The organism is Bacteroides sp. 1001302B_160321_D4 (genome assembly GCF_015667765.1).
Taxonomy (GTDB): Bacteria; Bacteroidota; Bacteroidia; order Bacteroidales; family Bacteroidaceae; genus Bacteroides; species Bacteroides xylanisolvens.
On record NZ_JADPLO010000014.1, the window covers coordinates 60,992 to 77,439 of the forward strand.

Annotated in this window: 15 protein-coding genes and 3 pseudogenes; 10 read left to right on the forward strand and 8 right to left on the reverse strand. The window is 44.4% G+C overall.

Going from position 1 to position 16,448, the window contains the following annotated elements:
* Positions 1–237: 237 nt before the first annotated feature.
* The 5 genes from KFO40_RS07880 to KFO40_RS07900 are packed head-to-tail and all read right to left on the reverse strand — an operon-like array spanning position 238 to position 8,399.
* The gene (locus KFO40_RS07880; RefSeq protein ID WP_211146236.1) at positions 238–1,404 is read right to left on the reverse strand and encodes a BACON domain-containing protein; all 1,167 of its coding nucleotides are present in this window, start codon (positions 1,402–1,404) and stop codon (positions 238–240) included.
* Position 1,405: 1 nt separating this feature from the next.
* Positions 1,406–2,716: a DUF4302 domain-containing protein gene (locus tag KFO40_RS07885; protein WP_211146245.1), complete on the reverse strand. Its 1,311-nt coding sequence runs from the start codon at positions 2,714–2,716 to the stop codon at positions 1,406–1,408.
* A 22-nt stretch (positions 2,717–2,738) separates the two neighbouring features.
* Positions 2,739–3,650 (reverse strand): putative zinc-binding metallopeptidase, encoded by a 912-nt coding sequence (locus KFO40_RS07890; protein WP_008770762.1) that lies wholly within the window; start codon positions 3,648–3,650, stop codon positions 2,739–2,741.
* A gap of 20 nt (positions 3,651–3,670) precedes the next feature.
* Positions 3,671–5,224 carry a RagB/SusD family nutrient uptake outer membrane protein gene (locus KFO40_RS07895; protein WP_004314032.1) on the reverse strand — a complete coding sequence of 518 codons (1,554 nt, stop codon included), beginning with the start codon at positions 5,222–5,224 and terminating at the stop codon, positions 3,671–3,673.
* 37 nt (positions 5,225–5,261) lie between these two features.
* Positions 5,262–8,399 carry a SusC/RagA family TonB-linked outer membrane protein gene (locus KFO40_RS07900; RefSeq protein WP_004314033.1) on the reverse strand — a complete coding sequence of 1,046 codons (3,138 nt, stop codon included), beginning with the start codon at positions 8,397–8,399 and terminating at the stop codon, positions 5,262–5,264.
* 584 nt (positions 8,400–8,983) lie between these two features.
* On the opposite strand from KFO40_RS07900, the gene KFO40_RS07905 reads away from it, so the two are divergent.
* A complete protein-coding gene (locus KFO40_RS07905) occupies positions 8,984–9,208 on the forward strand; it encodes a carboxypeptidase-like regulatory domain-containing protein (protein ID WP_004314034.1) in 225 nt (74 codons plus the stop codon).
* 42 nt (positions 9,209–9,250) lie between these two features.
* Here KFO40_RS07905 and KFO40_RS07910 read toward each other — a convergent pair whose 3' ends face one another.
* The gene (locus tag KFO40_RS07910; protein ID WP_008770760.1) at positions 9,251–9,718 is read right to left on the reverse strand and encodes a hypothetical protein; all 468 of its coding nucleotides are present in this window, start codon (positions 9,716–9,718) and stop codon (positions 9,251–9,253) included.
* A 296-nt stretch (positions 9,719–10,014) separates the two neighbouring features.
* On the opposite strand from KFO40_RS07910, the gene KFO40_RS07915 reads away from it, so the two are divergent.
* From KFO40_RS07915 to KFO40_RS25635, 9 genes and pseudogenes are all read left to right on the forward strand, one after another.
* Positions 10,015–10,359, forward strand: coding sequence for an SH3 beta-barrel fold-containing protein (locus KFO40_RS07915; RefSeq protein ID WP_008770759.1), 345 nt, complete (start codon positions 10,015–10,017; stop codon positions 10,357–10,359).
* Entirely contained in the window at positions 10,356–10,580 is a 225-nt protein-coding gene (locus KFO40_RS07920) for a hypothetical protein (protein ID WP_211146237.1), read from the forward strand. Before KFO40_RS07915 ends, KFO40_RS07920 begins: the two co-directional genes overlap by 4 nt.
* 108 nt (positions 10,581–10,688) lie before the next feature.
* The gene (locus tag KFO40_RS07925; RefSeq protein ID WP_117684042.1) at positions 10,689–11,444 is read left to right on the forward strand and encodes an HNH endonuclease; all 756 of its coding nucleotides are present in this window, start codon (positions 10,689–10,691) and stop codon (positions 11,442–11,444) included.
* Positions 11,441–11,884: an N-acetylmuramoyl-L-alanine amidase gene (locus tag KFO40_RS07930; RefSeq protein WP_211146238.1), complete on the forward strand. Its 444-nt coding sequence runs from the start codon at positions 11,441–11,443 to the stop codon at positions 11,882–11,884. Before KFO40_RS07925 ends, KFO40_RS07930 begins: the two co-directional genes overlap by 4 nt.
* A gap of 47 nt (positions 11,885–11,931) precedes the next feature.
* Positions 11,932–12,981, forward strand: coding sequence for a DUF4373 domain-containing protein (locus KFO40_RS07935; protein WP_117684041.1), 1,050 nt, complete (start codon positions 11,932–11,934; stop codon positions 12,979–12,981).
* A gap of 316 nt (positions 12,982–13,297) precedes the next feature.
* Positions 13,298–13,921 carry an NYN domain-containing protein gene (locus KFO40_RS07940; RefSeq protein WP_117684065.1) on the forward strand — a complete coding sequence of 208 codons (624 nt, stop codon included), beginning with the start codon at positions 13,298–13,300 and terminating at the stop codon, positions 13,919–13,921.
* A gap of 19 nt (positions 13,922–13,940) precedes the next feature.
* Positions 13,941–14,240: pseudogene (locus KFO40_RS07945) on the forward strand (hypothetical protein); the annotation flags it as partial.
* 147 nt (positions 14,241–14,387) lie between these two features.
* Positions 14,388–14,582: a hypothetical protein gene (locus tag KFO40_RS07950; protein WP_118407727.1), complete on the forward strand. Its 195-nt coding sequence runs from the start codon at positions 14,388–14,390 to the stop codon at positions 14,580–14,582.
* Between the two features lie 163 nt (positions 14,583–14,745).
* A complete protein-coding gene (locus KFO40_RS25635; protein WP_225449910.1) occupies positions 14,746–15,048 on the forward strand; it encodes a hypothetical protein in 303 nt (100 codons plus the stop codon).
* 126 nt (positions 15,049–15,174) lie between these two features.
* Here KFO40_RS25635 and KFO40_RS07960 read toward each other — a convergent pair.
* Positions 15,175–15,459: pseudogene (locus KFO40_RS07960) on the reverse strand (TolC family protein); the annotation flags it as partial.
* 23 nt (positions 15,460–15,482) lie between these two features.
* Positions 15,483–16,154, reverse strand: a pseudogene (locus KFO40_RS07965) (PDDEXK nuclease domain-containing protein); the annotation flags it as partial.
* Positions 16,155–16,448: the final 294 nt, after the last annotated feature.

Sequence of the window (16,448 nt, forward strand, 5' to 3'; positions counted from 1 at the left end):
ACATCATTAAAAAGAACTTCCGTAGTGCCCGCGAAGGCAATAAAAAAGGCAGGGTAATCCCGGGAAAAAAACTCCCGTTCTCCACACGGGTAGTCCTCCCCGCCTGTCATATATGTAAAGTTAAAATTAAGAGAGGGTCATTAACCTCTCCTTCCGTTTCACAACGGTAGTTCTTTTCTTCATACATCTATTCCGGAAACGTTATATCCGGTTGATTCATTAGTTGCAAGTTTCCAACTATTTAAAGAGCGCAATGTCAGGGAAAAGAATATAGTCTTTCAATGCTGCGGTAGAAAATTGCTGTCCGTCGAATAGTGCTATCGCAAGATAACACCCGCTCTCCGGTGCACCGGTTACATCCTGATAACTCATCCCGACAGAACCATCCTGATAAAGCAGGGGAGCAAATCCGAAATTACCTTTCGCATAAATATTGGAGGAAGCAGCTACGGAAAAGCCGTATAATGTTTGTAAAACCACCTCCTCTTCCAGTGCTGTATTATCAGCCGTCCTGCTATTGGCTGTTTCATCCACCTCCTGCGTCAGAATAAAATCTTTCTGTGCTGCGCCGATAGGAACCACAAAAGCCCCATCCTCGTAGGTAGCCTGCAATGAAATCGTAGCCTTCGAAGGATCTTTCAAATACTGCACCACCGGAGTACCGACTAATGACATTTTAATAGTGTAGCCATCACCTTCCGCATCTTTCGTCACCTCCGTAGCCGACAAAGAATATGCCTTATCTATCTTTTTCTTATCCCATTTCACATAAATCTGACTGCTCTCCCATGCTCCGAGCAGGTCGCTCGCTTCATACTGGTAGACATAATAGAAAAACTTCCGTCCCTCATTGGTACTGACCATCAGTTGGCAAGCACGCGGATTTCCGGTCTTGTTCTCTTTCAATACGAGCAAGAAGCCTTCTTCTTTCGAGGCTGAAGGGACTTCCACCCAGTCGATTCCTTTCTGTACACTCACCTTGAAATCGAACGAGCTGTTGACCCGCACCACGGTTTGTGAAGGAGCATTGCCAAGCCGCAACACCTGTTGGTCGGTATCGGGCGTAAAAATATTACCAGCCTGTGTCACCACAATCTTCTGTTCGTTGCTACCATCGCTTACGGTCACTTGCGTGGCACGTGACACATATTCATAATTAGCCCTGGCAAGTAATGTGATTTTCTCGTTTGTCACTTCGATCACCCTACACCAGTCCGCACCGGAAACAGCCGTCAGTTCCCCGGCAGCCTGCAAAGCCACTTCCACCGTTCCACCGCCAGCAGCCAGATCGACATCCGTGTCCACGATGCGTAAGCCCTGCGGCGTTTCATCATTATCCGTGCCGCACGCTGCCATCAGCAGGCAGCATACAGATAATACGATCATAAATAACTTGTTCATCATACTATTCTTCTATTGTTTTTTTAACTAATCTGATGGAAGCAAACGCATCCGTGTATCCGATGAAAGCCGCGTCCTCCTCCTGCGAGTTGTACACTCCGAAGATGAATCCGGAAACTTCCCCCATCCAGACTCCATTGTCCACCAGGTAAATGCCGTTAGTGGTAGCATAACTAATCAGTCCGATAGACTCACTACGGAGCACATAATCGTTCATTACGTCCCACATAGCCAGATAAACATATCCGCCCTGCACCTTTTTGAGAAGCTGCGGGGAGACAGAAAGTCCGCCGCGCGGCTTGTCATACATCACCAGAATATCATATTCCAACCCTTTGAGCCAGTAACTCTTCCCGTCTTCGTTCTTCAATAGCCGGACTTCCTGCGAGGCCACTTCCAGTTGTCCCGTTTCATCGTTCAGGCGGTAAAAATCCATCTGATAAGTGCCCGGATAATAATCATAGCTTTGATACCCGGCAGTGTAGACACCCGCCAGTTTGACTCCCGTAGCCCCTTCGTCGGTACAGACAAAGCTGATAAGCTCGTTCTTCCAGACAAAATTCTGCATCGTCTGCCCGTCTATCGTTACCGGTTCATGGAAACGTAGTCCGTCGGCGGTAAACATAAAAGGCACGGTTTTCTGATGCACTTTTCCTATTTCGTCGTAATAAGTCACGATAAACGTATAGTTGCTGCGAATCATTTGTCCTGTGTAGAGTCCGTCCATCAGTAAATCATATTCATAAAAGAAAGCATCGTCCTCCACCTTCTTAATTTTGGTGAGATATTGCTTCCACGTCTGGTCTTCGGTAAGTGCCTTCATCACAATCCGGTTGCCGTATTTTTTGCCTTTCAGTTCGATACGCTCGGCAGAAGCACTCGAAATAATAAATTCGTAGTCGCCTCCGAGCGTCCCGTTCGGGTCGTCAGACATACTTCCCTGCGGCTGCCCGAAATAATGCACCAGATAATTATAGGTATCGAATGACAACATCGTCGCCTGTTCCGACTTAACGCTATAGAGCGAACTGACCGTCTCATCTGCTTCCGACATCTGCGAAGCCATTGTCACCCGCTGACCATCAAACCTGCAAAGCAGGGTGATGCCTCCAAGCGAATAATCCTTGCCGATGTAATATTCCATCACCCAGCCATTCGGAGCCGCTTTCAAAAGTTCGCTGCACCGGTTCACATCGGCTGTGGCACGGTTGGCAGACGAATCGTCAAAGTAGTTCTCCTCCTGAAAGAGACATGACTGCAAGCCCAGGCAGGCAAGAGCTAACAAGAGGTATATTGTTATATTCTTCATAGTGATAATGTATAATTAAAATTCATACTCATTGAATCGTACTCAAGTCAATTTCGGTAATTTCCTGCTGACGACGCAGTACGATTTTGCGCAGTTCGTTGAGGTCGATTCCCCAAGTATCCCGCATATAGTTGTAAACAATAGCAAACTTTTTATTGATAGTGGCTGCACCCGTTTCTCCGGCAGCCCTCAACATATTATCCCAGTAGGTCTGCGTGTGGGTGACGTACATGGCTATGTTTTCCACGAAATCCTCGTTCGCCTGATTCATGGCATAGGCGGTCACGAAGCCGTCGGGCCACGCTATATCGTTTGTACGGGGCATGGCTCCCTCTGCAGTCATGTAGTAGTACCAGTCGGCTCCCACATATTTCCCCTCCGAGATCCGGTTGAAAGAAGGGTCGAAGTTCCGTTTCTGGTGCAGGATATGAGCGAACTCATGGTGCATCGTTTCAAAGTAATAGTTGTTCAGTTTTTCGATATTGATTTTCTTCACGTTGAGGTCGTTCACGTTGTAAAGCGTGATTTTCTTTCCGCCTTCTGCCGTACCGAGTACCATATTCCCGCTACTTTCGTAAGCAGGCGATCCGATGAGATGAAAGGTTTTAGGCACATATACGCGGAGAAAATCGATTCCAGCCAGTTCTACATAAGCGTCCATCCAGACGTGCTTGATGATTTTGGACAGTGCCACCGCTTTATCATAATCGGCAGGTACAAGATTGTATTTATGGTCGCTTTCGATGTCCTTCATGCGATACATGAAATCGATGTTGTAGGGATATGTGTAGTTGTCGAGTAACCAATCGTCGAAAGCGTTCCTCTCCATCGGTTCGGTGGAGAAAATGCTGTGCGCGGTGTCTATTTCGTCGCCATTGTTGCAAGCCCCCAGGCAGACTGCGGTAAGGGCAAGCAAAAAATAAATGAGCTGTTTTTTCATAACTTCCACTTTTTTCTTTGTTAATTTCTTCTCGGGTTGGGTTGTATTCCCGCCACGATCACACTCCGCGGAATTTGGATTGCGTAACGCAAGTCGTTCGGAGGCATTTCGTCGGTGACACGCTGGTTGGCCATATCACGGCGATAAATCAGGATGCCATATCGCTTGATGTCGGGCCAGCGCATCCCTTCGTGCAGGGTGGTGATACGACGGATATGCAGGATGCAATGGATGAGATTTTCCTGCATTCCCTCCTCAATCGTAAAGTCGGGGGCCAGTTGCTTTTTCGGTGTCTGTTGCGTGAAGGGGGTGTAAAAACTCATCTTGTTATAATAGGCGTTGATCTGTTCGGGTGTCAGCACCGATTTGTTGCGGGTGTAGGCACGTTGCCAACTCGTGATGTCGGCTGCCGACTGGGAATACATTTTCTTCAGCGCGTATGCTTCGGCACGACAGAGCAGGGTTTCGTCCGTAGAAAACAGTACAGGCATATAATAAAGGTATGTGCCCTCATAAAGTCCGCTCTTACGCAGAATACTGGCAACAAACCCGTTGGTGGAGAAAGGTTTCAGATAGAAATAATCCGAACTGCCCCACAACCCTGACGACAGACAGGTTTCGCTGGTGGCGAGCGTCTGGTTATGGAAGTAACGCGGACCTATCAGATAGTCACTCCCGATTGCTCCCCAGTTGGAAATGGTACTGCTTATCAACAGGTTGGCTTCATTGGAAGAGGCGATATAGGCATCTGCCTGCACGTTTCCGTTCACGGAAAGATTACCCAACGCTTCCCAGTTGCGCAGCAGATCGGCAGGATTAGTCCCCAATACACGGGTGGCAAAATCAATCACACGGTCGCAATTGGAGAAATCGGGCTTCATATAATAAAGGTAGAAACGGGCGGCAAAAGCATAAGCGGCTTTACGGGTGAAGTGATATTTGGGTACGGAGTAGCTGTCGTCCGAAATCAAGCCGATCCCTTCGAGGAGGTCACGCTCCACTTTTCGGTACACTTCTTCCAACGTGCCCCGCTCGTAACGGGGAGATACGGTGGTTTCTACCTCTTCCATATAAGGCACTCCTAAAGATTGGGAGGCATGAGTGTCATAGGCGTTGCAGAAGATATTCGCCAACATGAAATGACAGTAGGCACGGCACACGAGCGCTTCACCTCTCTGTGGGTCGAGTGACGCCGGATTTCCTTTTTCTTCGATGGCATTGAGCGCCATATTGGCGGCGGCTATTGCGCTGTAGTAACCTCCCCAAAGAGAATTGGGCGTGTCCTGATATTCTTCCTTGGTGTCTTGCCAGTGGTAGCACTCTTGTTCGGAAAGCTTGTAGTAACCGTAGGTAGGGCCACTATCATCAGAGTTATCGCTGTAAAGCTCGAACAGTTCGTTGGGCGACACGTCGGCATACGCCGATACAAGCAGTTTGGCTATTTTCTGGTCGGTGTTCAACTCCGTACGGTTGTCCGGCATTTCGTCCAGAAAGCCGTTGCAGGAGACGGTGGTCAGACCTAAACTTGCGGTCAGTACCAGTGCAGGGAGTATATGGTTTATCTTTTTCTTCATCTCTCGTATGTTTTTAGGTTGATTCTCTATTCTTTACTTACAGTCCCAGGCGCAGGGTGAGGGTGAACTGGCGGGGTACGGGCGATGCTACACCGCCGGTATTCACAAATTCCGGATCCTGCCCGTTCAGTTTCTTGTCGGCATAAATCAGGAAGAGGTTAGTGGCCTGCAACTTAAGCGACAAGTTGGAAATTTTGGCAGGGGCAATCCAGCTTTTCGGGAACTCATACATCAGTGATATTTCCTTCATACGGATAAAATCGCCTTTGGCAATACGCTCCGTGGAGTAGTTGTAAGCATTGTAAGCAAGATAGAGCGAGGTATTCGCCTGATATTGCGGGTCGCTTATTATCACTGGTATATTGGTTTTCGCCTCATCGCCGGAGACCGTCCAACGATTCTTAAACTCACGCGGCATGGCGGTGAGGTCGGAGTATTTATAGTTGAACACAGGGTCCAGTCGAACTACGTTGCCGAAAGAATAGGTCATAAAGACATTCAGTTTGAAGCCTTTGTAAGTGAATACGTTACCGAAACTTCCTGTGACAGTAGGGTCGGTAGGACCTTCATATTTCAGATAATCAAGTTTCTCCCGTTCCTGAAAGTTGACACCGGTAGTGGTCAGTTTTCCGTCAATCAGATACTGTGGAATACCGTCCGCGTCGAGCCCTGCAAAAGGGATGGAAAACAGTCCGCGCACGGGATAGCCTTCACGGGCGAAACCGTTGCCGGATACCAGTTCCATCATGCTGGTGAGTCCTTTCAGTTGGGTCACTTCATTTTTGGCGTAGGAGAAGATAAAGTCCGTATTCCACGAAAAATCTTTCGTGCGAATGTTGCGGGTGGAAAGGGTGAACTCCACACCGTGGGATTTCATCGTGGCTACGTTGGCATATTTGTTGATGAAACCGCCCACTCCCTGCGTGGGAACTACACCGATCAGGTCATAGTTGTTGCGCTGATACCAGTCGGCAGAGAAATTGATCCGGTTTTCGAGCAAACCGAGGTCGATGCCGATGTTCAGTTCATGCTTTTTCTCGTAGGTGAGTTCGCTGTTCTCGATGTCCTCGATGTAAAGTCCCGTTTCCTGAATATCGGTAAAAGGACGATAGGGAGAGAAACTGCGGATGATGGCTTGCGAATTGGTTACTTCCGCCGGACCGCGATCGGCAGTAAGAGAGTAAGAAGCTTTCAGAGTCAGGTTGGAAAGAGTGGGTTGGAGCGCTTTAAAAAAAGCTTCCTCATGCACGTTCCACGCACCGGACAAGTTCCACGTGGGCAGCCAGCGTGACGAACGGCTGCGCCCCATGCGGTTGGTTCCTTCATAACGAAAAGTTCCGTTGAGCGTGTAACGGCCGTCATAAGAATAGGTGGCGTTGAGAAAGCTCGCAATGCTACGGGTTTCGGAGTGCCCCAGACTGTAATAACGCGAACCGGACTCTATTCCGTTCTTGAAAAACTGATAGACGTAGGAAGGAATTTCCCCCATCGAATATTGCATTCCCCAGCCCTGAAAGGAAGAATATGCCTTTTTAAGACTGTTCACTTCCATACCGGCAAAGAAGTTAGTGATGTGTTTTTCGGCAAAAAGGTGATTCCATGAGAGGGTTCCGCGGAAATCGAGCCCCAACATACGGCGGTCCTGGCGCTGGTAGATTCCCCCCTCGGGCAGCAGGGTGATAGGCAGGGCGTATGGATTGTCGGGGTCTTTATAAAGCAATCCGTTTTGTTCGCGGATGGTGGCGTCGTCCATACCGGTACGGTAGGCAACGGCTTGGTTGGCATCGTCGAGCACGTTGTGTTCCTGCGACGAGGTCTGGTATCTCACAGCTCCGAGGGCACTTAATTCAAGTCCTTGAATCACTTTCCATTTCAGCTCGCCTTGAAATTTCACATCTACCATGTTGATTTCGATGTAGTTATTATCCAGTTCGTGAAGAATGTTGAATGGAGCGTAGTTGCTGATATAATCCGCAGACGGGTCGAGCGTACGGCTCGTATTGAGCGCGTAAGAATAAGGGTTGATATCGAATCCGCGTGACATCTTTCCGGAAGCGATGTCGAGGGTAGAGCTCATCGTTCCCGGTGCGTTTTGCTGACGGTAGGAAGCGTTAGAAATCAGGTTGATCGACAGGTTTTTATAAAGATTATAGGTGGTGTTTACATTGGCTGTGTAACGCTTCACTTTGCTCTGCTTGTACCAGCCCGGATCGAGCATAGCGCTCAACGAGGCATAGAAGGATGATTTTTCCGTTCCGGCGGTGACGCTGACGGAATGATTCTGCGAAATGGCATTGGTGAAAAGCACGTCGAACCAGTCGGTGTTACGCATTTCCGCTTCACGGAGATAAGCATTGCGGGATTCGGGGGTGTTGAGAAGTCCGCGCTGGCCGTTGCTGTTATTATACTCGTCGATGAGACGATACATACGACCGTACACTCCCGTGTCTTTGGTACGGAAAAGGTCGGCACTGTTCAGCCAGCCTTTCTGCTCCATCTCTTTATAGATACCCATCTGTTCCTGCGAATTCATGATATTGAATTCTTTGTAACTGGGTATGGCACGGGTGGTAAACTCACCGGTATAACTGATTTTGCTGACTCCGGCACGGCCTTTTTTGGTGGTGACCACAATCACGCCTGCCATCGCACGTGCACCGTAAATGGAAGTCGCCGATCCGTCTTTCAATATCTGAAAGCTCTCGATGTCGTCGGAATTCAGCCCGGCTATGGCGGAACTGATTAATGTCTCCGCATCACCGGAGGAAAGATCGTCGGGACCTACGTCGATGGCATCTTCAAGAATCACTCCGTCTACTACCCAAAGGGGCTTGGAACTTCCGTAAATGGAAGTAGCACCGCGCACACGAATCTTAGGAGCGGTACCGAAAGTACCCGAAACGTTCTGAACGGAAACTCCTGCCGCACGACCTTCCAAGCCGCGACTGATGTCGGGCAGACCGTCCAGTTTCACATTATCGGCATCCAATTGTTTGGTGGCTCCCGTAAACAGGCGTTTGTCCATCTTTTGCATACCGGTCACCACCACTTCCTGCAATACTTCGGAGTCGGATTTCATCATCACCTTGATTGTCCCCGGCTTAATAGGAACATCCTGCGGCTTCATGCCGACATAGGTGATTCGCAAAGTTCTTGATGAACTTATACGTTTCATAGCCCATTCCTCCGCAAATATCTAAATATAAAGTCTTTAATAAACATAAAAAAGAAGATACCTAAAGAGAATACAAGCAAACAAATGCGGAACTATAAGATAAAAATAATCTTCTTTTTTTGCCTTTAATCTACTTTTTTCGTCTTTTACCGGTTTACTGAAGAGGTAGAAAATATCTTTTATATAATGACCTTTCCAGTTCCCAAATAGCTTTTATCCTGAACTCCAAGTGACAATATAAAAGATAACGGTCACGAAATTCATAATCTTCCCGAAAACTATCCTTTTTCTACCGATAGATGCTAATTAATGATTTTTCATGTGTTATTAAACATCTTATCAGGCTATTTTATCACATTTAAATATCAAAAAGAAACTTCTTTTGAATTATCAACCATCACAAAGGCATAGAAATTCACTTTTACACACTCGTTTCATCTGCATTTCTTTTTCATCAATAGTATTTTGTCTATACAGTTCAATTTCGCATTTTTTTTCATATTTTTCTTTGTTTTTCTAAAAATGTGCTTACTTTTGCAAATAATTAAATAACAAAACAGACTATTCTACTATATAAAAACTATATGAAAAGAAAACTAACGCTGTTATTAACTTGCTTATTAGCAAGCATTAGCCTGACAATTGCCCAAACCTCTAAAAAGGTAACAGGCGTTGTCTTCTCCGAGGAAGACAATCAACCTGTCATAGGGGCATCTGTTGTAATTAAAGGTACATCTATCGGAACTACCACTGACCTTGATGGAAAGTTCGTGATTAGTAATGTACCAAGTTCATCAAGAACTTGGTAATCATTAGTCCATTCCTTCTATTTTCGTCTTTAATTCTACTTTTTATTGTTCCTCTTTCTCCCTATCTCCTTCCTTTTCCATAGGATCCTTAACCAGTTTTTTGGAGGTATGAAATCGAATTTCAATGTCTATATGGCAGTCATTATCCACCGTGCAGTCTATATCTGCCGAATCGTCAACAATTAGATTTAAAACATGGCACAACACTTCGGGAAATCCGGGAATAAATTCAGACTTTCCAATGATACAAGCAGAATAATTATGAATAGTTGTCCAATCGGGGATAGGACTCTGACCGTCAAATTTACATTTACACATACGTCCTATTGAAGAGCGCGAACAATTCGAATGGTTCGCCACATATCTTTCCGGAATATTATTCAACTGTTCTATCTTAAAAATACGATCCACCACCGCTTTCTTCACATCGTCGTCACTATGACGGACACCGGTTGTTTTACTCTGTTTATCTCTACTTTTTACTTTAAATTTCTTGCTTTCCTTTTTCATAATTTATTTTTATATTATTCCACAAAAGTCCGATATTTCTTTTAACATTTGTGTTCAAGCATGACACATTCGTTCTTATTCCATGAATAAATTTAAATATGGATAGATTTGGAGGTACCCATTTTCTACCCAACTGACATAATCAAAAAAAACAGGTCGAATCTTTTAATGCATCGACTCATTCAAGCATGACACATTCGTATCCATTCTTTTTTTATGCGTCAAGCTTGGACAACCTTTACGCAACTCATCTTCTACCTTTGCCACCGTAATCAAAAATAAACCGAATAAAAAAAATGACTGAAATCAAAAAGAATCATTCACTTCAACGGATACGGCTTATGAAGCAGGCCGCTGTCATCCGGCAAAGTAATGGCATGAGCCGACACGATGCACTCGTCACGGCTCACCGGATAGGAAAGCTTATCCGACAAATGCATCACGGAAACGTCTGTTTCCGATATACCAAGCAGGATGGAACCATCCGTCGTGCCACCGGCACACTCATCGGCTACGAACATAGTTTCCGCCGCCCGTACACACCGAAACCGGAGAACACATTTGTCGTCTATTACGACATCGATGCCAAAGGCTGGCGCACCTTTCATGCTGAAAATTTTCTGGATATCGAAGTGGAATGAACCTACAAGAAAAAGGAATGAATCAGCAAAAACGAAAAGAGTGGGAAGCTCTTTGCAGACAGTATAATGTAGACTCCCTGCAAGAAGCGATTCAAGGTTGCCGGGAAGAATTAGAATTTCTCATTCACTGTGCCGAACGGCTCGAACCTCCTACAGAGCAAGATGAAGACAGCAAGAAACGCCGTTTAACACATACAAGAAGCGCCGCTTTTCCACACTAGGAAGCGCCGTTTAACAGATGCAGGAAACGCCGTTTCTCCTTGCCAAATTCAGAGAAGCGACTATTTTTTAACAGAGTATAATTTTATTAACATTTATCAGTATCAAGTATGGAAAATTGGAGATTTATTGAAGAAAACCCCGACTATATGATTTCAGATCATGGGCGGGTATTGAGTTTCAAGGGCAAATCGAAGTTAATTCTTTGCACTAAAATCATCGGAACCGGTTATGAAACGGTATCACTCCTGAATAAAGGAATTTGTACCGATTACAACGTCCACCGCTTAATTGCCAAAGCATTTATTCCGAACCCGAAACATCTGCCGCAAATAAACCACCTTGACGGAAACACAATGAACAACCACGTGTCAAACCTTGAATGGTGCGATGCATACACCAACACGATGCACGCCATCCGCACAGGATTACGCCCCACCGGAACAGGTTCCCGCAAAACTCCCTGCGCCGTAACGGATGCGAAAGGAATCATTTTACGTGCCTATCCGTCTATGAAAGAAATGGGCAGAGAGGAACGCCTGAAACCGTCACACCAACACTGGCTCATCCTGCAACTGAAACATCCGGATCGTGTATGGCTACATAACCTACGTGCAAGGCAACATCGGGGAAACGATTTCATGAAGGTTCCCTTTGCCAATTCATCGGCTTTATCACAGCTGCCTGTCTTTTTAAACTCATTGGCAATAACGGATACGGCTGTACCACCGATTCACGCTCCCTTCACTCCGGTACACCACTCGGTGACAAAGCAATATTACCGTCAACTGTCTGCAGAGGAGGCTGCCGCCTTCGGATTCACCTCCCCTACTATACGCAAACAAGAAAGGAGGATTTCACAATGAGAGACACCATCATCATCCACTGTTCCGCCACTCGTGCGGGACAGGATTTTACCGCTGCCGACATCGACCGCTGGCATCGTCAACGCGGCTTCCGTTCTATCGGTTATCACTTCGTCGTCCGTCTCGACGGCACGGTTGAACCGGGAAGGGATGTTGCCCTCGACGGAGCACATTGCACGGGATGGAATCATCGGTCTATCGGTATCTGCTACATTGGCGGACTGGACAGGAACGGTCGGCCTGCCGACACACGAACGGAAGCGCAGCGTGAAGCACTTGTCCGGCTGGTAGAAGATTTGCGCCTTGTCTTCCCTTCTCTGCAACAGGTGATAGGAGATCGGGACACCAGTCCCGATCTTAATGGAGACGGTATTATCTCACCGAACGAGTATATAAAATCCTGCCCCTGCTTCGATGTAAAAGCGGAGTTTATTCAATAATTATCAGTTATTTATTATCAATTATTTACAATCAGTAATTTATCATCATGGCCCGCATTTCCAAACCCGGATTAGATTATTTTCCCCTCGATGTCAATTTTCTGCAGGACAGAAAAGTACGCCGCATCTCCTGTCGCCACCATGCGGCAGGGATTGCTGCGCTCACTTCACTGCTTTGCCTCATTTATAAAGAGAAAGGTTATTATATTTCGTGGAACAAAGACACGCTCTTCGACATCGCCCAGGAAGCGTGTTGCGAGGAGGAGGAAATGCAGGCCATCATTGATGATTGCCTGGCGGTGGGGCTGTTCGACGATCTTATATATAAGGAGTACGGTGTATTGACCTCACAGGCCATTCAGGAACAATATCATAAAATCATCACCGACAGCCGGAGAAAATACAAATTACCTCTGGAACATTTCTGGCTTATCAAGGAAGATTTTAAAGATGTAACAGAATCCCATGATTTTGCTACAACAATGCCACAAACAAAAGAGGAAACGGATACAGATATCAAAGGTAAACAGGAAATGGATATGGAAAATGAGATCAAATCTGAAATCAAAAAAGACAAAGAGACAGAGAGACAAGGAAAATGCCAAAAAGAGAATGAGAGGATAATGCCGCCCGTTCCGTCAAACAGCGTTTTTCAGGCTTCGCCTGTCGTTGTAGAGGGTTTGTCTTTGGATAAATCGATTGGAAGAGAAAAAACGGAATCTATTGCGGAGACGGTTTCTGAAACAATTTCTGAAACAGCTCCGGGAACAGCTCCGAAAACGGTCTTAGAAACAGCTCCGAAAACGATTTCGGAAGGGATGCAAACGGGAGGGGGATCGGAAGCTATACTTCTACTAAATATGCAAACAATCGGTATCCGGAACGAACAGACAGTGAAAGCGATTGCCGCCCTTGCCCGACGTAAAGAACTGGGAGGTCCCGGCGGGATTTTATGGAAAATCCTTAGTTCCCAATACCGCCCTACCCTGCTCAAAAAGAACGAACCGGGTGATTACATTCTTTGGGCGCTCAATCATCCGACGGAATTTGAAAACACATACAACGGGACACTGAAAAAGCTAATCAGGGGAAGATAAACCGGGAAAAAGTCTGAATATAAAAACGAAACATGCCATCATCATTCGTTTATATCATAAATTCAGGCAAAGAAAGATAGAAAACCAAGAACTATCGCATCTTTATCATACAAGGAAAAGGCCTCGACTTGTAGAGCCAGTATTTGTAACTCGAGAAACCAAAGAATAAAGTAAATCATAAAAAGGAAGAAAAAGAACCTATCAATTTGTTATTCTAAAAAAGATTTGTACCTTTGTGGTACAAATTACCCCCCTTAGTTGAGAAATACTAAGGCTGACCCATCAATTAAAGATGGGTTTTTTTATATATAACGCTATGGAAGACAAAAAGAAAGTAATAGTCTATGTAGACGGTTTTAATTTCTATTACGGGCTGAAGTCCAAAAAATGGAAAATGTGTTATTGGCTGGATTTAGTCAGCTTCTTTAATAGTTTTCTAAAGCCCTATCAAGAATTGGTAGAAGTCAATTATTTTTCAGCTCGTCCAACAGATGCAGGCAAACACGATAGGCAAGATAAACTATTTCAAGCAAACAAATGCAACCCTAAATTTAACTTGATATTGGGTAAATACCTCAAAAAAGAGATTAAATGCCGTTATTGTGGTGGTATCATTCATTCTTTTGAAGAAAAAGAGACAGATGTACGAATAGCTACAAAGATTCTGTCGGACGCCTATAAAAAGCGCTGTGACATTGCTATCATTGTATCAGCAGACAGCGATTTAATACCACCTGTAGAGCTGATAAGAGAATTTAACCCGTTACAAAAGGTCTATGTATATTTTCCTCCTAACAGATATTCATCTAATTTATCGAACCTAAGTGATGGCACACGTAAACTTGATGGCGCTTTTAATATATTCAAGAAACATATATTGCCCCAAAAAGTGCAGCTACCAAACGGATATGTAATAGAACGCCCGAATGAGTGGAAATAAGATTTCAGATCGACCTATCTTGCCGTTGAAGGCACGAAAAGCTGTCTTCGAGAAATTGGAAGATATCGCTGATGTGGCTTCCATGTCTCCGGAAGACAGGGAGCGATACGACAATAGCGTCAAGGTGTACCGCGATTATTTGGTGACAATGGATGCAGCTGAACAAAAAGGGATGAAAGAAGGGATGGAGAAAGGGATAAAAGAAGGCGCCCAAAAAGCCCAACTACAAATAGCGCGGAATATGAAAGCCAAAGGGATAGACAACCAATCTATTGCCGAATGTACTGATTTACCTTTAAGCATGATCGAAGAGTTATAGAGTAATTAGACAAAAGAAGTTAAAAGCACTCATCAATCCACAATCAGCCACCCTCTCTTGCAAATATATTTGTTATTTTTGCGGAGTAATAACATTATTACGTTCCAAACAGATATTTGGGGCATAGCTCTAAAGGAGACATTAATTATGGGAAACAGTTTAAAAAAACAGAAAGAAGCTTTATTGGCTGCTAACAACACCAAAAAGAGCAAAGGTGAGAGACTTGGATGGAAATCAATAAGCGAATATAAAACTGTGTCTCTCAAAGAAATTGTCGGAAACGGGAATCGTGTAAACGAAACAAATATTCCTGTAAATACAAGTATAAGACTTGTACCGTAATGCTGGATAATATAAGGCCTTATAAGATGATATTTATTCAAAAAGCGTCACCAAATGTTGGTGACGCTTTTGATTTTGCATATATTTATAAATTCTACTCAAACAGAAAAGATATCTGTCAAAGACTAAAATGCACAACTATACAGAAACTCTACGTATATTTATGACTTGTGCCAGCATTGTCCCTCTCATTTTACAAAAATTCCCACTAGCTTCATTTGTGATAAATGGTGCTCAAAGTTTAGATTTAGAATCTAACAAAATAGAAGGAAGAGCCAACAATCAAAGGTTCAGATTATACAAAAACATGGCTACCCAATTATTTGGTAAAGAACGTTTTGAACATTACGAATTTATAGAAATCAGTTCTTACCTGATGGTAAACAAAAAAGAGTGTTCTGATATAGAGAGAAAAAAAGACAGAATTAAAGAAACCCTTCTTAACCTATATGACATAGACAGCTAAAACAAAAGAGGTGAGTTCCCCTTCACAGGGTAGCCCACCTCTTTCTCTTCATACACAAACATTCAAATTATCAGGTACCAGATGTTAGTCAATGTAACGGATGCCATCCATTTTAAACATACCTCCCTACATACGGTCGCCACCCAAAGCCTGATACAACGTAATCACACCCTGAATTTCGGTAAAGCGGTTCGCCACTTGTGACAGTTGCGCGTTGAGCAACGTCTGTTGTGCCGTCAGCACTTCCAGATAAGTGGTGTTGCCATGCTTCATCAACAGGCTTGTGCTCTTAGCGGCTGTTTGCAAAGAGGCTACCTGCTTGTCGTAGTAGTCGGCTTTCTCGCGGGCAGTCTGATACTGTACCAGTGCCTCGTTCACTTCCACACCTGCATTCAGCAAGGTTTGTTCGAACTTTTATGTAAAGGTTTGCATAACATTTCGAGAAGGAACTTTTCAATATGCTTAACCAACCCTAACTCTACATCTCTTTCGTTATATTCGTCAGTGAAAGTCAGCATATCAAAAATATAGGGGTCTTTTAAGGTTTCTTTTACCTGCTTGGCTTGTATTTCCGGGAGAGTGGAATCGAAGTTGTTTGCCAATGCCCCGTAAGTATGGTAGTAGTCCTGATTGATAGCTTCAATTAAGAAATTACGACTCCATCCACTCTTCAAACATTGAATCATGTACCAATAGCGGGCTTTCAGGTCTTTTACCCGTTGTATTAAAGTGATGTTGTGTGACCAGCTTAACTGTTTTATCGGAAGAACACAATTTGACATTTCTAATTTGGCAACCACTGGTTGCCAAATTGTAAGCTCTTGATTATATTCTTTATGAAACTGAATCATACACCTGCAATTTCGTGGGGAAAAGCCCTTCACTTTCGGATAATCATTCTTCAAGTCATTGGCAAGCTGTTCAAGTGCATTGTTCCCCCATCCTATCTGCTTCTGGCTTTCACAAAGAAGTTTGCCGATGTCCCAATACATAGAAAGCATTTCTTCATTAGCGGAATAAATCGCTTTTTTCTGTGCGAGTGCCACCCGTGCTTTGACTTGTTTAAGCAAAGTAGCGTAGTTAAATATACTATTTTGAATTTCCATTTATTATTTTTCGTTTTAGATTAAAGACACTATAGGTTATTCCTACCCAAGCATCATTCAGCCGATTACCCCAAAGCAAAGAGACCTTCCTTGGTAATAGAGTGGCAAATATAATGATAATTGAACCATTACGGATACACTATCCGATAAATTTGCCTGCCTTTTCCGTCATACCACCACTTTGTCACGAGTGCAAACTAATTCTTTAATTAGTGTTTACGATATAACACAATTTGTTAACAGATCTGTAATACTATCTTAATCTGCCTTGTCTTCCTTTGCACCGTGAAACAA

What these genes read in the sequence shown, in the direction of transcription:
- KFO40_RS07895 (WP_004314032.1), bottom strand. Translation starts at nt 5,224, where the DNA reads ATGAAGAAAAAGATAAACCATATACTCCCTGCACTGGTACTGACCGCA.
- KFO40_RS25635 (WP_225449910.1), top strand. Translation starts at nt 14,746, where the DNA reads ATGACTTGTGCCAGCATTGTCCCTCTCATTTTACAAAAATTCCCACTA.
- KFO40_RS07935 (WP_117684041.1), top strand. Translation starts at nt 11,932, where the DNA reads ATGGCCCGCATTTCCAAACCCGGATTAGATTATTTTCCCCTCGATGTC.
- KFO40_RS07890 (WP_008770762.1), bottom strand. Translation starts at nt 3,650, where the DNA reads ATGAAAAAACAGCTCATTTATTTTTTGCTTGCCCTTACCGCAGTCTGC.
- KFO40_RS07900 (WP_004314033.1), bottom strand. Translation starts at nt 8,399, where the DNA reads ATGAAACGTATAAGTTCATCAAGAACTTTGCGAATCACCTATGTCGGC.
- KFO40_RS07920 (WP_211146237.1), top strand. Translation starts at nt 10,356, where the DNA reads ATGAACCTACAAGAAAAAGGAATGAATCAGCAAAAACGAAAAGAGTGG.
- KFO40_RS07905 (WP_004314034.1), top strand. Translation starts at nt 8,984, where the DNA reads ATGAAAAGAAAACTAACGCTGTTATTAACTTGCTTATTAGCAAGCATT.
- KFO40_RS07880 (WP_211146236.1), bottom strand. Translation starts at nt 1,404, where the DNA reads ATGATGAACAAGTTATTTATGATCGTATTATCTGTATGCTGCCTGCTG.
- KFO40_RS07910 (WP_008770760.1), bottom strand. Translation starts at nt 9,718, where the DNA reads ATGAAAAAGGAAAGCAAGAAATTTAAAGTAAAAAGTAGAGATAAACAG.
- KFO40_RS07915 (WP_008770759.1), top strand. Translation starts at nt 10,015, where the DNA reads ATGACTGAAATCAAAAAGAATCATTCACTTCAACGGATACGGCTTATG.
- KFO40_RS07925 (WP_117684042.1), top strand. Translation starts at nt 10,689, where the DNA reads ATGGAAAATTGGAGATTTATTGAAGAAAACCCCGACTATATGATTTCA.
- KFO40_RS07930 (WP_211146238.1), top strand. Translation starts at nt 11,441, where the DNA reads ATGAGAGACACCATCATCATCCACTGTTCCGCCACTCGTGCGGGACAG.
- KFO40_RS07950 (WP_118407727.1), top strand. Translation starts at nt 14,388, where the DNA reads ATGGGAAACAGTTTAAAAAAACAGAAAGAAGCTTTATTGGCTGCTAAC.
- KFO40_RS07940 (WP_117684065.1), top strand. Translation starts at nt 13,298, where the DNA reads ATGGAAGACAAAAAGAAAGTAATAGTCTATGTAGACGGTTTTAATTTC.